This window comes from Thermosporothrix sp. COM3, assembly GCF_059696735.1.
The window spans coordinates 3211030-3228501 of record NZ_AP019376.1 but is presented as its reverse complement, the minus strand read 5'-3'; the positions used below and the strand labels follow the sequence as shown (position 1 = coordinate 3228501).

The following is a 17472-nucleotide window of genomic DNA, read 5'->3' as shown; positions in this document are numbered from 1 at the left end:
ACTCAAACCACCGCATCAGTCAGAACCAGCCTCCCCCTTCAGACACGGCGCTCTTGAATAGAAGAAAGTGTACAGGGTTTAGTCCTCTGTTGTCTCCACCAAACTGTAGGGTTTTTTAGCAAAAAGTTCGCGCCCCCCATAGAGGGGGGAACAGAGGGGCTGGCAAAGAGCTATTACGAACACATCCCCCCACCCCCCCTCTCTCCTCAGTCAGGGACGTTTAAACAGCAAAAGGCAAGGCCATGATAAGCCTTGCCTTCCTGGTGGTTATTCTCTCAGTTTCTTTCCACAGATGGGAAACGAGTATCAGTCATCCAGCAGCCTGAGATGCTCTTCCAGGGTTCTCTCGGGATAGTTGATGACGCTCTGAAGCAAGCGCTCATACCAATAAGCTAAACGAGCAATCACAGCTTCCGGAAAAAGATTGCTGTTATATTCCAGTGCTCCGTTAATTTCTCCGTTCTCCTCCCCTAATGAAAGAAACAATTCTACTCTGGCAACGGCTGATCGGAGATCAACAGGCTTCATTTCAAGCCCTATCAGTGTGGGGGGCTCCTGATAAGGAGCGGTGTGCAGGGCAAACATAGCACTATACAGCTTTCGAGCAGAAGGCCGAAGCGCGCTCATAACAGCATCAAAAGGGACATCCTGATGCATATATGCTTCTAACGTGACGGCTTGTACTCTGCGGAGAAAAGCATAAAACGATAATTCTTCTGTGAGTCGTGTACGTAATACAAGAGTATTGATAAAGCAGCCAATCAGCGCCTCAACTTCCACGCGTGTACGGTTAGCAACAAGCGTCCCAACAGCAATATCTTCTTGCTTTGTCCATTTCCTGAGCACCATCTGAAAGACAGCAAGCAATAACATAAAGAGAGTCACACCCTCACGGCGGCTGAACAAGCGGGCTGCCTCGCTCAGAGAAGGGGAAAGGCGAACAATAAAGGCCGCAAGGGGAGGATCCCCCTGCACCATATTCGTGGACAAGGGCAGGGGAGCCAGATCAGCGAGCTGCTGCTTCCAATACCCTAATTGCTCTTCCATCATATGCTGCTCTAAGCGACGAGTATGCCAGAGCGCATAATCAGCATATTGCACGGGAAGCGCGGGCAGCGATGGGGTGCTTCCTGAAACCAGTGCATTATAGAGTGTACAAAATTCCTGTAGGAATATATCAAACGACCACCCATCAGAAATGATATGATGCATCGTAACAAGCAGAATATGTTCATCACTACGCAAGCGAAGCAGTGACAGGCGAATGAGTGGACCCATACTCAATATAAAAGGCCGTTCTATTTCTGCTTGCAACGTCTGCATCACAACAGACTCCTGAGCAGCGCCCGGCTTATCACTGAGATCAAGCAGGGTGCAGGGCACATGAAGTTGTGCAGCAATGCGTTGAACCGGTTTTCCTTTCACCGTCGCAATGGTTGTACGCAGTACCTCGTGACGCTGCACCATGAGCTGAAGTGCTTGCTGGCAGTATGCCTCCTGCAATCCCCCCTTTATATGGAGGGCCAGAGGAATAGTATAAGCAGATGATCCAGGGTCCATACGATCTAGAAACCAGAAGCGCTGCTGAGCAGGCGCAAGCGGAATAAGCTCGGGACGCTTTTCTACCCGTAACACATCATCATATTCTGTTCCTGTATGATGCAGTGTCCGTATCTGCTCAGCAAGCGCTGCGACCGTCGGTGCTTCAAAGAGAGAGCGTATAGGGAGCTCAACGTGAAACACTTTGCGGATACGTGCAACGATCTGAATCGCGAGCAATGAATGTCCTCCGAGACTGAAAAAGTTATCAGTCACACTGATTCGTGGGAGGTCCAGCACCTCTGCCCAGAGAACTGCAAGCATCCGTTCCAGCTCACTTCTCGGACCGACATACTCGGTTTTCAGCATGTCTCGATCTCGCTGCGGCTCGGGGAGCGCTTTTTTATCAACCTTTCCGCTTGTGGTAAGGGGTACATGACTCAGTACCGTAAACGCTGAAGGGATCATATAATCAGGCAATCGGTGTTGTAGCCAGTTCCGTATTTCGTCCACAGAGAACTGCTCTGGGTCACGCAGTACAATATATGCGATGAGTTCAGCACTTTCACCAGAAGCAGTATAGGCAAGCACAACACATTCTTCTATATCTGGATGCTGCTGTAACACAGCCTCAACCTCTCCTGGCTCAATGCGACAGCCACGAATCTTTATCTGATCATCAATGCGTCCGAGAAACTCAATACATCCATCGGGCAAATAGCGGGCCAGATCGCCAGTACGATACATCCGCGCCCCCTGCTCCTCGCTGAATGGATCAGGAAGAAACTTCCAAGCGGTTAGTGCTGGCTCATTGATATAACCACGAGCAGGAGCAACACCACCAATAAAAAGCTCTCCTGGCACGCCTATCGGAACCTGTTGTCCGTAACGATCCAGCAGATAGATACGAACATTGGCAATTGGTTTTCCTATCGGCACCAGCTTCCGCCTATCAGTTCGTAGACAATCCCAGAAAGTAACTTCAATAGCCGCTTCAGTAGGGCCATAGAGGTTATGGAGTGTTGCCGTTTGTGTCTGGAAAAAGCGCGATTGCACAGAGGCTGGAAGCGCCTCACCACTACAGAAGACCCGGCGTAAACTTTTGCATGTTCCTGCTTCGGGTTCCTCAAGGAAGAGTGCCAGCATCGAAGGCACAAAATGAACTATTGTTATCTGCTGACCTCGAATCAAGGAAACCAGATAGGCACTATCCTTGTGCCCTTCCGGACGAGCCATCACCAGACATGCACCGGCTAACAACGGCCAGAAGAATTCCCAGACAGAAACATCAAAACTAAAAGGTGTCTTCTGAAGCACCTTGTCTTCCGGGCTCAGCGGATAGGTTTGTTGCATCCAATACAAACGGTTACAAATCGCGCGATGCGAGTTCATCGCTCCCTTTGGGCGACCGGTCGAACCAGAAGTGTAGATCACATACGCCAGATTCTCCGGCGCCACCCTCACCTGCGGATTCGTCACCGGCTGCTCCGCTATCCTCTTCTCTCTCCTCACGCTCCATACCTCCACTCCACACATCCTCTCTAGCTCTTCCCCTCCCTCATCTACCAGCACCACCCTCGGCTTCGCCTCCTCCACCATCCCTCTTATTCTCTCTAACGGATACTCCGGCTCCAGCGGCATATACGCCCCTCCCGCCTTCCAGATCGCCAGCATACTCACTACCTGCTCAATGCTTCGCCTCATATATACTCCCACCAGCTCCTCTGCTCCCACTCCTTGCCTCCGCAACAGATGCGCCAACCGGTTCGCTCGCTCGTTCAACTCCCGATAACTGATCCACTCCCCCTCCAGGCTGACCGCCTTCGCCTCCGGCGTCCTGCTCACCTGCTCCTCTATTAACTCATGCACCAGCTTCACCCCATACTCTACCCTCGTCTCATTCCACCTCCGCATCTCCTCTCGCTCTTCCTCTCCCCTCATCTCTATCCTCCATACCTCCTCCTCTCCTCCCTCTACCATCCTCCTCACCACCTCCCTGTAATGTCTCCACATCCTCCCTATCGTCTCTCCCTCATATAACTCACAATTGTACTCTATCACACCCTCTACACCCTCCTCTCCCTCCCGCAACGACCACGCCTGATCAAACATCGCCGTCTCTCCCTCTATCTCCCGCTCTTCACCCCTCACTCCACCCTCTAACCTCAACTCCTCTCTCTCCCTCCCCTCCAACGCAAAGAGCATCTGAAACAACGGCGCATAGCTCAGATCCCGCTCCGGTCTCACCGCCTCCACCACCTGCTCAAACGGCACCTCCTGATGCTCATACGCCTCTATCACCCTCTCCTTCACTCTCCTCACCACCTCCCTCAGCTTCCCCTCTATCCTCGCCCTCACCACCACTGTATTCACCAGAAACCCTATCACCCCCTCCATCTCCTCCTGTCTCCGGTTCGCTATCGGCGTCCCCACACTGATATCTTCACTCCCGCTGTACCGCGCCAGCACCACCATCAACGCTCCCAGCAACACCATAAACGGCGTCACCCCCTCTCGCTCACTGTACTGCTGCACCTTCCTGTACAGCTCTCCCTCCAACCGGAACCGCTCAACCGCTCCTCGATGCCGCTGCACCGCTGGCCTCGGATGATCCGTCGGCACACTCAGCAACGGTGCCGCCCCCGCTAACCTCCGCTTCCAATAGGCCAACTGCTCTTTCGCCTGCTCCGTCTCTCCCCATGCACGCTGCCAGCACGCATACTCCGCCATCTGATAGCCCAACTCCTCGCTCGTCTCCTCCTCTCCACGCACCCGCATACGATACCCCTCCTTCAGCTCTCTCACCAACCTCGGCACCGACCACCCATCAATGATGCTGTGATGCGCCACCAACAGCAACACCGTTTCTTCCTCCCTCACCTCCACCACATGCGCCCGAAATAACGGTCCTCGCTCCAGATCAAAGGGCCGCTCACGCTCCTGCCTGATATATGCCTCCACCTTCTCCTCTCGCTCCTCCTCTCGCTCCTGAAGCACGCTCACCCTCGTCAAAAAGGCTCCCGGCTCTTCCGCAATTCGTTGGACCGGACCCTCTCCCTCTTCGGGAAAGCTCGTACGCAGGCTCTCCTGACGCCGAACCAGCCGGTATAAGCTTGCAATTAACGCCTCATGATCCAGTGGCCCATACAGGCTCCACGCCAGCACAATCGTATAGGCCGATTGTCCCGGAGTCAGCCGATCCAGAAACCAGAGCCGTTGCTGCGCATACGACAATGGCAACCTCTCGGTTCGTGATACCCGCTTTAACACAGGCAAGCCCTCGGCGCTGGAAACAGCTTTCTGATGCTGTATATGTTCTGCCAATCCTGCAATCGTTGGCGACGCAAACAAATCTCGTACTGAAACCTCTTTTTGTAGAGCGCGCTGGATACGACTCACCAGGCGCACAGCAAGCAACGAGTGGCCTCCGAGCGCAAAGAAATTATCCTCGATTCCTACCTGTGTCACACCCAGAACCTCTCTCCAGATCTCGACTAAGGTCGCCTCCACTTCTGTTCTCGGCGCAACATAACTCGTCCCGGTCATCTGCCGGCTCTTTGCCGGGGCAGGCAGCGCTTGCCGATCAACCTTCCCATTACTCGTCAGCGGCAGTTTATCCAGCAACACAAAGCCGGCGGGCAACATATAATCTGGCAGGTATGCTTTCAAGAAATTGCGCAGAGATCCATCTGACAGAACAGATCCGCGCTTCGCAACAACATACGCAATCAAGACCGGAGGAAGGCCACTTTCCTCATAGGGATGAACAACGCACTCAGCAATTTCTGGATGCCGCATCAGCGCCTGCTCGACTTCTCCCAGTTCGATCCTGAACCCGCGAATCTTTACCTGATGATCGCTTCGCCCCAGAAACTCAAGGGAACCATCGGAGAGATAGCGCACAATATCCCCTGTTTTATACATTCGCTGACCGGGTTGTGGGCTATAGGGATTCGGACAAAAACGCTCTCCCGTTACAGCCGGGTTATTTATGTACCCTCTGGCCAGGCCATCACCACCGATATACAGTTCTCCTGGCACACCAACAGGCACCGGTGTGAGTGAACGATCTAACACATATAGCTCAACGTTATCAATTGGTCTCCCTATAGGCACAGATAAAGCATTGCTCCATGAACGCTTCAGATCCAGAGGATAGGTCGTTGCAGTAATTGTCGCCTCCGTCGGGCCATAGGCATTGTATAGCTGTATCCTATCGCCTATCAGCTTTTGCCAGCGAACAACCGCTTCAGGAGGAACCTTCTCGCTGCCAATCACAAGCAAACGCAGAGAAGACGATAGGGAAACGCTCATATCCTCCTGAACCAGATACTCAATCAATTCCTGCCAGTATGGTACGGGAAGATTCAGCACCGTTAACGCCTCCTGCTCTATCCATCGCAACATAGTAGCGGGAGCGGTTGAAAGGTCCCGAGAGCACATCACGACTGTAGCGCCACAGGTCAGAGCAGGAAAGAGTTCTTCGCAGGCAACATCAAAGCTGAACGAGGCAAATTGCAATACTTTATCAGTTGCCTGGAGCCCATATCGCTTCGCAATGGCGACACAATGATTCACAAGTCCTCGATGTGGAATCATTACTCCTTTTGGGCGACCGGTCGAACCAGAAGTGTAGATCACATACGCCAGATTCTCCGGCGCCACCCTCACCTGCGGATTCGTCACCGGCTGCTCCGCTATCCTCTTCTCTCTCCTCACGCTCCATACCTCCACTCCACACATCCTCTCTAGCTCCTCCCCTCCCTCATCTACCAGCACCACCCTCGGCTTCGCCTCCTCCACCATCCCTCTTATTCTCTCTAACGGATACTCCGGCTCCAACGGCATATACGCCCCGCCCGCCTTCCAGATCGCCAGCATACTCACTACCTGCTCAATGCTTCGCCTCATATATACTCCCACCAGCTCCTCTGCTCCCACTCCTTGCCTCCGCAACAGATGCGCCAACCGGTTCGCTCGCTCGTTCAACTCCCGATAACTGATCCACTCCCCCTCCAGGCTGACCGCCTTCGCCTCCGGCGTCCTGCTCACCTGCTCCTCTATTAACTCATGCACCAGCTTCACCCCATACTCTACCCTCGTCTCATTCCACCTCCGCATCTCCTCTCGCTCTTCCTCTCCCCTCATCTCTATCCTCCATACCTCCTCCTCTCCTCCCTCTACCATCCTCCTCACCACCTCCCTGTAATGTCTCCACATCCTCCCTATCGTCTCTCCCTCATATAACTCACAGTTGTACTCTATCACACCCTCTACACCCTCCTCTCCCTCCCGCAACGACCACGCCTGATCAAACATCGCCGTCTCTCCCTCTATCTCCCGCTCTTCACCCCTCACTCCACCCTCTAACCTCAACTCCTCTCTCTCCCTCCCCTCTAACGCAAAGAGCATCTGAAACAACGGCGCATAGCTCAGATCCCGCTCCGGTCTCACCGCCTCCACCACCTGCTCAAACGGCACCTCCTGATGCTCATACGCCTCTATCACCCTCTCCTTCACTCTCCTCACCACCTCCCTCAGCTTCCCCTCTATCCTCGCCCTCACCACCACTGTATTCACCAGAAACCCTATCACCCCCTCCATCTCCTCCTGTCTCCTGTTCGCTATCGGCGTCCCCACGCTGATATCTTCACTCCCGCTGTACCGCGCCAGCACCACCATCAACGCTCCCAGCAACGCCATAAACGGCGTCACCTCCTCTCGCTCACTGTACTGCTGCACCTTCCTGTACAGCTCTCCCTCCAACCGGAACCGCTCAACCGCTCCTCGATGCCGCTGCACCGCTGGCCTCGGATGATCCGTCGGCACACTCAGCAACGGTGCCGCCCCCGCTAACCTCCGCTTCCAATAGGCCAACTGCTCTTTCGCCTGCTCCGTCTCTCCCCATGCACGCTGCCAGCACGCATACTCCGCCATCTGATAGCCCAACTCCTCGCTCGTCTCCTCCTCTCCACGCACCCGCATACGATACCCCTCCTTCAGCTCTCTCACCAACCTCGGCACCGACCACCCATCAATGATGCTGTGATGCGCCACCAACAGCAACACCGTTTCTTCCTCCCTCACCTCCACCACATGCGCCCGAAATAACGGTCCTCGCTCCAGATCAAAGGGCCGCTCACGCTCCTGCCTGATATATGCCTCCACCTTCTCCTCTCGCTCCTCCTCTCGCTCCTGAAGCACGCTCACCCTCGTCAAAAAGGCTCCCGGCTCTTCCGCAATTCGTTGGACCGGACCCTCTCCCTCTTCGGGAAAGCTCGTACGCAGGCTCTCCTGACGCCGAACCAGCCGGTATAAGCTTGCAATTAACGCCTCATGATCCAGTGGCCCATACAGGTTCCACGCCAGCACAATCGTATAGGCTGATTGTCCCGGAGTCAGCCGATCCAGAAACCAGAGCCGTTGCTGCGCATACGACAATGGCAACCTCTCGGTTCGTGATACCCGCTTGAGCGCGAACTGTGTATCTTTCCCCTGGCTCTTCTGTTGCCTCTCGATAAAGCTCGCCATAGCACGAATAACTTGCTGCTCAAAGAAAAGATGGAGCGGGAAGACAATCTGAAACGCACTGTAGATTCGGGCTACTATCTGAGTAGCGTGAAGGGAATGCCCCCCGAGCGCAAAGAAACGATCCTCGACCCCTACCTGTGCCACACCCAGAACCTCTCTCCAGATCTCGACTAAGGTCGCCTCCACTTCTGTTCTCGGCGCAACATAACTCGTCCCGGTCATCTGCCGGCTCTTTGCCAGGGCAGGCAGCGCTTGCCGATCAACCTTCCCATTGCTCGTGAGCGGAAAGCTATTCAGCAGCACAAAGCCGGCGGGCAGCATATATGAAGGAAGCCGTTCCTGAAGCCATTGTTGAAGCTCTTCCAGAAAGTGTTCATCCTGCTGCCCCCCACGCGGTATCACATAGGCTACGAGTTCTTTTTGTTCGGGGATATCTTCTCGCGCTACGACCAGGCTCGTTTTCACCCCGTGATGCATGGCAAGTATCCCCTCAATCTCACCAGGCTCAATACGAAACCCGCGAATCTTTACCTGGTGATCGCTCCGGCCAATATACTCGAATGTGCCATCAGAAAGCGTGCGCACCAGATCACCCGTCCGGTAGATTCGAGCGCCAGGAGTAGACGAGAATGGATCTGGAAGAAAACGCTCCGCTGTCAACTCTGGCCGGTTGAGATACCCCGGTGATACGCCCTCTCCTCCGATATAGAGTTCTCCCACAGCGCCAGCCGATACCGGTTGCAAGTTTGCATCCAGAATATAGGCCGTCGTGCTGGCGATAGGATACCCGATATCGGGCATCTTCAAGTCTTTCTTCTTCCCGGCTGAAACGGTACCTGCCGTAGCTACAACCGTACATTCGGTAGGGCCATAGTGATTCACCAGACGGAAGGGCAAACCGGGTTCAGGATAAAGGCGGAGTTTATCCCCACCGGTGAGCAACGCACGCAATGGCACACGTTCCGGCCAGGAAAGTGCGAGTATTGTTTCTGCAAGCGGCGTGGGAAGAAAACAATAGGTAATGCGCTGTTCTAGAAGCCAATCCCGCAAGAGGTGCGACGAAAGGCGCGTCTCTTCATCAGGAATATGCAGGCTGGCCCCGACAACTAAATACGGCCAGATTTCCCAGACACAGGCGTCAAACGCAGGGCTGGCAAGCTGAGTGGCACGATCCTCAGGAGTAATCTCATAGGTCTGAATGTGCCAGCGAAGCAGATACAGCAGGTTCGCATGGGAAATCTGTACGCCCTTTGGCTTACCGGTAGAACCGGAAGTGTAAATTACATAAGCAAGTTCCTCCAGTTCTCGGCTTACATCCAGATTGGTCTTCGGCCATACAGCTCTTCTCACCACCTCCACATCAACCGTACTCACTCCCGGCAGGGCTTCCCCTCGCGTAAGCACAACCTTTACGCCGGCTTCTTCCATCTGTAACACGTTTCGCTGTGGAGGCGCCCCCGGATCAAGCGGCACATATGCCCCGCCGGCCTTCCAGATCGCAAGCAGGCTCACAATCAGATCAACCGATCTCGGTAAACAAACCCCTACCAAACTCCCTCTCCTGACTCCACGTTCTCGTAAGCAATGTGCCAGTTGGTTCGCCCGCTCGTTCAGCTCCCAGTAGCTCAGACTTTCCCGCTCATCGCTGACCGCAAGCCTCGCAGGAATACGTTCTACCTGCTCTTCAATCAATTGATGTACACAACGTTGAGCGCGTTCGGTCTGCTCATCTTTAATCACTCCCTCCTGGCGCAGAAGATGTTTTAGCAATTCCTGTTTTTGAAGAGAGAGCTGTTTCGATCTATCAGCCATTGGTTTTTCTCCTCATACTTCTCAACAATCTAATAGATCACGATTGTGTTTACAAACCATGTGAACAATCTCGGAGTATGTTCCCGGGAGCTGGTATCAATCCTTCATCTATCAGATAGTGAAGATACGTGCCTGGCAAATCAGCATCCACAGATGGGTAAACAATCGACGATCCTTTGAGCCTTTCTAGAGTCCGCTCGCACCCAAAGCGATTCCGTCTCCGCGTTCGATGAACAAACATGTTTGCGTCGGAAGCCGCCCCCTCCTCAAGCAATTGCAGAAGAAGCTCCGCATCTGGATCGGGCTTTACCTTCAGTGCTTCAATAATATCGGACTTCCAGATACTCAATGGAACCAGCTCCACCTGATAGCCAAAAGTACGCAGCCAATGAAGGACTTCCTGCCAGGGAATCAGTTCAGGGGAAACCAGATGAAAGACATCTTTCTCGGTATTCTGCTGCTGAGAGAGGTATACAATTGCTTTGCTTACATAATCAACAGGCAGGATCTCCATATACTCATCAAGCATAGGAGCTTTCCCCAGACGAAGACATGTCATAAGCAAACGCAGCCACACATCGCCACTGTTGCTGACACCAGTCTCACTATGTCCGGTAATAGTTCCGGGACGATAAATAGTAACGGGCAGTCCTCTTTCACGATACTGGAACACAATCTGCTCTGCCACCCACTTACTCAGGCTATATCCGTTGGCTGTTGCTATAGCTTCGGAACGACAACGCGGAATGATATGCTCCTGGAGAATCGTTTCATCATAGACATCAAGATCAAAAACGGAAACCGAAGAGATATAATGGAGCGGCTTTACACGTGTTCTGCTCGCAAGGCGTAGCACTTCCCTGGTTCCAAGCACATTGGTTGCTTTCAAGGTCTGATAGGGATAGAAGAAATTAACCTGAGCCCCATTGTGATAGATCACATCAAGGCTTTCGGCCAGTCGATCAAACTCAGCAGAAGGAAGCCCGAAACAGGGCAGCGCCAGATCCCCTTGAAGGGCAATAATCCTCGAAAGATCACACTGACGCGACAACGTGCGAGAGCTCAGGTTATTCAAAACTCGCTCCCTTGCCTGTGCAGGTGTAGATGCACGAACCAGACAATACACAGTAGCCTTTGTCCTCTGCAACAGCTCAGAAAGCAAAAAAGCACCTGTAAAGCCAGTCGCTCCGGTCAGCAGAATGGCTTTTGGCTCTTCTGGCGCCGCGACATGAGCAGGCAGCCGAATCTCCTCAGCAAGGACTATCTCTTTCCATAACGCCTCGGGGCCTGATGCATCTTCGTTTGCCGCTTGCCGATGCAGTTGTTCAATTGCCTCTGCCAGTGCCGCAATGGTAGGCTTTTCCAGAAGGTGCCGGACAGAAAGCTCTATCTGGCAGGCCTGATTAATGGCAGCGATCAACTGCGTAGCAAGCAGCGAATGCCCTCCCAGTTCAAAGAAATCATCATAGACCCCGATTTCCCGCAAGCCAAAGAACGTCTGCCAGAGAGTACATAGACGCTGTTCCAGCTCCGTACGAGGCGCTACATATGCTGTCTGCATCACTGTCGAACACTCGCCCTGAAATACCGCAGTATCTTTCACAGGAGAGGTAACCGAGTGTCCTGCATAGAAACCGGACGGCGCATCAAGCCAATACCGCTTTCGCTCAAAAGGATATCCGGGGAGAGGAACACGCTTTCGTCGCTCATCCGCATAGATTTTCTGCCAGTCGACATGTACGCCCGCCATCCAGAGTTTTCCTAGCGTTTGCAAGAGAAAATCAGTGTCCATAACGCACTGTTCTTCCCTTCTCATGGAGGCCAGAAAAAGATGAGGCGTATTGTCTAACTGCCTTTGTGCCGATACTTTCAGTACCTGTTCCGGACCAACTTCCAGCAGAATAGCCCCTTCAAAGCCCCTCAGAATGGTTTGCAGGCCAGCCGCGAATTGCACGGTCTGTCGGATATGCCTGACCCAATACTCCGGGTTGCTTGCCTCCTCTGCCATAATCCATGTCCCTGTGACACTCGATATATAGCGTTTTAGCGGAGGGCGAAAGCGAATACGCTGTACAGTATGGCGAAACTCGTTCAGTAGCGGGTCCAGCATCGGGGAGTGAAATGCATATACTGATTCCAGCAGATGACATTGTACGCCGCGTTCGCTCAGCAGAGCACGAAGTGTTTCAACCCGTTCACATGGTCCCGCGACGACACACTGAGTCGATCCGTTCTGTGCAGCAAGTGAAAGTTCAGCGGGAAGCAGAGGAAGCACTTCGTTCACAGATGCAGACACTGACAGCATACAGCCACCACCCGTTTTCTGCACCATCCTGCCATACAGAAGAGCCAGTTCAAGTCCTTCTTCCAGCGTTATGACACCAGCCAGACAGGCAGCAACATATTCACCTACGCCCCATCCAAGCATTGCATCCGGCTGTATGCCCCAGGTCATCCATAGCTGAGCCAGCGCGTATTCAAGCATAAAGAGGAGTGGCTGTGTGATCTGTGGCTCGCGCAGTCGCTCCTCCAGCCGGGAGGACTCATCAGCAAAAAGAAGAGCGCGCACATCTTCCCCCAGAAACTTCTGAAGCAGGACAGCCACCTTATCAACGTGCTGACGAAACAAAGCCTCTTCTTGATACAGGGTGCTGCACATCCCACCGTGCTGGCTTCCCTCTCCCGGGAAGAGGTAAATCACGGAGCGGCGTAACCCATCATCGACATGAGTTAAAAGCGTCGCTGGATTCTTGCCCTGTAACTCCTGAATCGCATCTATCCTATCACAACACACACATATACGCCTGTAGGGGAAATGCTTGCGTCCGACCTGAAGTGTATATGCTATATCTGCCAGCTCCTGTTCAGGGTGTCTCTCAATGTGGCTTGCGAGCTGAGCAGTGACTTCCTCTAAAGCGGAAGGCGTTCGAGCACTCAGAACCAGAAGTTGAACAGGCCGAGAAAAAGGGGCTGGATCGGCTTCAGGAGCCTCTTCCAGGATAACGTGAACATTTGTGCCTCCGACTCCCAGAGAGTTGACACCTGCACGACGCGGAAGCGCAGGCGTTTCCCACGGCCTGTACTGGGTGTTGACATAGAAAGGGCTTGTCGCAAAACCAATTTGAGGATTGGGTTGCTGAAAATGCAGACTGGGGACCATGCTTTTATGCTTCAGCATAAGAGCAGTCTTGATGAGACCTGCAACCCCGGATGCATGATTCAAATACCCGATATTGCTTTTCACAGAACCAAGTGCACAATAGCTCTTTTCTGCGGTCCTGCGTTGGAACGCTTTTATTAATGCAGTCAGTTCCAGTGAGTCACCCAAAGGGGTTCCAGCCGCATGAGCCTCTACGTAACTAATGGTAGCGGGATCAACACCCGCCAGAGCCAGTGCTTCCAGAACTGCTGTTGCCTGCCCATCCACACCCGGTACAGAATAGCTGGCTCTGGATGCTCCATCATTCGTGATTGCCCCTCCTTTAATGACGGCATACACCGTATCTCCATCTCGCACAGCATCCTCCAGCCGCTTTAACACCACCGCTCCCAGGCCATCCCCGAAGATGGTTCCTTGAGCTCGGGCATCAAAGGCCCTGCAATGCCCATCTGGTGATAACAGACTGGTTTCTTCGTAAAGATACCCCTGATCAGGGGCTGGATTCACGGAGACCCCTCCCGCAAGCATCATGTCGCATTGATAGCTCATAAGGCTCTGGCAGGCCATATAGATGGCGACAAGCGAACTTGAACAGGCCGAACGAATATTGAGACTTGGCCCTTTCAAATTCAACTTATAGGAAACTCGTGAACTGATATAATCGCCGCTGTTCAGGTAATCAATGGCGTTTCCGCCGATTGCTTTTTCTATATGGGGATGCGCATGAATATGAAGCACATAGGCATTATCACCTGAGCCAATATACACCCCGACTACTCCCGAACAGGTTTCCGGATTATAGCCAGCGTGCTCAAAAGCATGCCAGGCACACTCCAGGAATAGCCGGTGTTGCGGGTCCATAACCTCAGCCTCCCGAGGCGTGTAGCCGAAAAACGAGGCATCAAAAAGCTCTCTCTTTTCAAGCAGCGAGGCAGCCCGCACATAATTCGGCTGTGCGAGTTGCTCCGGATCAACCCCGGCAGCAAGCAATTCCTCATCTGTGAAAAACGTAATCCCTTCTCTTCCTTCACAGAGGAGCTTCCAAAAGGCCTCGACATCTGGCGCTCCCGGGAAGCGACAGGCCATGCCAATAATGGCAACGCCATCTAGAGATTCATGGGAGGGTTCCATCATGCTGTCTCCTCTCCTTCATCAGTGCTTTTCGTTTCTGCAAAGCCTCATTTTGCCGCTCTGCCCGCGTCGCAATCTGTTGTTCTTCCTCCTGTTCCTGCTGTTTCTCCTGGCATTCCTGCAAAAACACAGCTAATTCCCTGATAGTCGAATATTTCAAGAGATCAAGCACCGCGATAGGGAGCTTGAGCAGACTTTGAATCTCGTTGTGCAGTCGGATCATCAGGAGCGAATGCCCACCACGATCAAAGAAATTGTCATGGATGCTGATCTGCTCAACTTGTAACAGGCGGCACCAGATAGCGGCTATCTCTTTTTCCAGGTGGGTACGAGGAGCAGCCTCCACTCCTTGAGAGCAGGCCTCTTCTTCCTGTGGAAGGGCTTCATAACAAACGGCCCCATCAGAATCAAGCGGTACATCCTCAAGCAGGACAAGCGATACAGGTCCAAAGGAAACGGGAATATATTCCTGTAGTATGGCTTGAAGAGCAGGTTTGAGCGTCGCCCACTCAGCCTCCTTTTCTGGAACAACATAGACAACAAGTCGTTGTTTCTCACGCACAACGATAACAGCCTGATAGACCTCCCTGTGCTCCATCAGCAAAGTGGCAACAGCAGCAAACGAGAAACGCTCATTGCGAACTTGAATTTCCGGTCCGATCAGTTCAAGTCTTCCGTCTGGAAGTACTCTGGCCCTGTCGCCAGTTTGAGAGAAGCGTGTTCCCGCAATCATCACAGCGGTTTCTGATCGCTCTCCCGCAACGTATATCTCGCCAATAGCTCCCAGTGGCACCTGTTGCTTCTGCTGGTCCAGAAGAAGAAGCGGAACAAGAGGATAGCCAATAGGAGTGCAGCGACGCGGGGGTTTCGTTGCATCCAGCACATACAATGTCTGCCACGTTCCCGCCACGCCATAACCATGTATGATCTCTATGCCCGGCAAACGCTGCTGTAGCTCCTGTAACTTCTGCTCGGGAAATGTTCTACTCTGAGTCAGAAGCAGTTGCAGAGGACAGAGATATCCTTGACGACTCAGGCGCAGAAGCGCGGGCAAAAAATGTTCAGGAAGATAGGCACCGGTTATCTGATGTGTAGCCAACCACTCGCAATACGTTTTCCCCGGGAACCGATACGCTTCAGGAACAAGCCAGGCAGTCCCTCCACCAGTTAACGGGAGTAATAGTTCATACAGAAAGGTTGGTGAGGAGTGCAAGGACCAGACTCCCATGCTGACAGCTCTTTTTCCCCAACCATGCTGGACAGCATGCTGAAGGAACCGACAGAGCTGGCTTTGCGTTTGGTCTAGTGAAGGATACCATGCCAGAATATCCGTCTTTTCGCGTTCCTGAACCGGAAGCGGCGCAGGAGGTGCTATCAACTCATCTATACAGAGGCACGGAATATCACTGAAGTGGCCTCGCATCGCTTGTTCACAGATAACACATCTGATAGAAGGCATTCCCGCTCTTTGCGAAAAGGGTGGCTTTTCTTCTAGCGGAACAGAGCTGCACCCTGCTCTCAGGATTGCAAGCATCGCTATGACAGCAGCAAGTGACCGTTCCAGGACAAGCCCGATATATGAACCTGCCTGTATCCCCATTGCCAGCAGATGCTGTGCTACCCTCTCGATTTTACAGGAGAGCTCGCGATATGTATAGCTCTTTCCTTCATAGACAAGCGCAGTCGCGTCAGGGGAACGTTCTACCTGAGAAGCAAAAAGCTCATAGAGAGCATTGGCAGGAATCTCATCTTCTGGCGGGAACGCCAGCGGAGAAGCAAGCAAAGGAAGATCCTGAAGACGCTGTTCAGGATTGTCTACCAGGGCGGCCAGAAGCATGCGATAGCTCTCCATCATCTGCTCGATACTGGCTCGTTCAAACAGCTCACCATTGTATTCGAGCGAACCCTTCATCCCTTGCTCGCTCTCCTCTAACAACAAAGTAAGCTCAAATCTGGCTGTTTTATTCTCCATAGAAAGCATTGTCCTCTACTTCAAAGGGGAGACAGACAAGTCCGGTCAATTCCTGTTCCCGATAGGCGTTCTGAAGCGAAAACAAGACCTGAAACAGGACGGTTCGACCGGGGTCGCGCACCGGCCGCAATGCTTCAACCACTCGCTCAAAAGGGATATCCTGATTGCTATAGGCATCCAGTGCATCAGCCTTAACCCGCTGTAAGATGGTTCGGAAGGTCGGGTTCTCCTTCAAATCGGCACGTATAACAACTGTATTGACAAAGTTGCCAATCAGCGGCTCAAAGTCGGTCCGTGTCCGGTTGGAAACGGGCAACCCAACTGCAATATCTTCCTGTCCAGTGTAACGACTTAACAGGACCTGGAAAGCTGCCAGCATCAGCATCACCAGTGTCACCCCTTCGCGCTGACAAAGCGCAATGAGCTTCTCATGCAGGGCAGCATCTAGCGTGAAGGAAAAAGTATGCCCGCTATACCCCTGCCTTGCGTGGCGAGGATGATCTGTCGGCAATGCCAGCGGTGCAGGACTATCAGACAGACGCTGAAGCCAGTAGTGGAGCTGTGCATTCCCGCGTTCCCCCTGTACCCGCTCCTGTTGCCATTGCACAAAATCCGCATACTGAACAGCGAGGGGAGGCAATGGAGAAGGCCGCTCATTCACAAAAGCATCATAGAGCTGTGAAAGTTCTTGTGAAAGAATCCCCATTGACCAGGCATCGGCGATAATATGGTGGAGCGAGAGGAAAAGAATATGCTCATTCTCCCGGGTCGCAAAGAGATATACGCGTAGAAGCGGACCGCTTTCCAGATGAAAGGGCTTCTGTTTATCTTTCCGAATTGTCCGGATAATTTCCTGCTTCTGCTCCTGCTCTGAGAGGTTGACAAGCACTACAGGCTCTAACTTGAGCGTATAGGCCGGGCCAATGTGTTGCACAGGCGAGCCATGAACAACAGGAAAGGTCGTCCGCAAAATATCATGGCGTCTGATCATCTCATTCAAGCTGGCCTCCAATGCATCCACATGCAAATCTCCCAGAAGGCGAAGACCGGTAAGCATATGAAAATTGCTACTGGTTGGCTCTATCTGATGTAAAAACCATACCCGCTGCTGCGCAAAGGAGAGAGGAACAGTCTGTTCACGCTGAATAGACTTCTGCTCTGTCTGAGCGGTAAGCCCCTGTTGCTGCAACAGGCGTTGAAGGAGTGCCTGTTTCTCTGCGGAGAGCTTCATTCTTCCATACCGGGAGGATGCCATACTTGCTCCTTATCGTCTCTTTCCAATCATCATGTCAACGCTATATTGCCTCATTACACACTTTTCAAGTGT

At 52.9% G+C, this 17472-nt stretch carries 4 protein-coding genes; all 4 read right to left on the bottom strand.

The features are described from left to right. Nucleotides 1–306 precede the first annotated feature (306 nt). From KTH_RS13815 to KTH_RS13800, 4 genes are read right to left on the bottom strand one after another with little or no spacing between them, the layout of a single operon-like run. The gene (locus KTH_RS13815) at nucleotides 307–9882 is read right to left on the bottom strand and encodes a non-ribosomal peptide synthetase (protein WP_497619415.1); all 9576 of its coding nucleotides are present in this window, start codon (nucleotides 9880–9882) and stop codon (nucleotides 307–309) included. A 49-nt stretch (nucleotides 9883–9931) separates the two neighbouring features. After that, nucleotides 9932–14176 (bottom strand): thioester reductase domain-containing protein, encoded by a 4245-nt coding sequence (locus KTH_RS13810; protein WP_497619413.1) that lies wholly within the window; start codon nucleotides 14174–14176, stop codon nucleotides 9932–9934. Continuing rightward, on the bottom strand, nucleotides 14157–16145 hold the full coding sequence (locus KTH_RS13805; RefSeq protein ID WP_497619410.1) for an AMP-binding protein: 1989 nt from the start codon (nucleotides 16143–16145) through the stop codon (nucleotides 14157–14159). Before KTH_RS13805 ends, KTH_RS13810 begins: the two co-directional genes overlap by 20 nt. Beyond that, nucleotides 16135–17400 (bottom strand): condensation domain-containing protein, encoded by a 1266-nt coding sequence (locus tag KTH_RS13800; protein WP_497619408.1) that lies wholly within the window; start codon nucleotides 17398–17400, stop codon nucleotides 16135–16137. The genes KTH_RS13805 and KTH_RS13800 overlap by 11 nt, the downstream gene beginning before the upstream one ends. Nucleotides 17401–17472 lie beyond the last annotated feature (72 nt).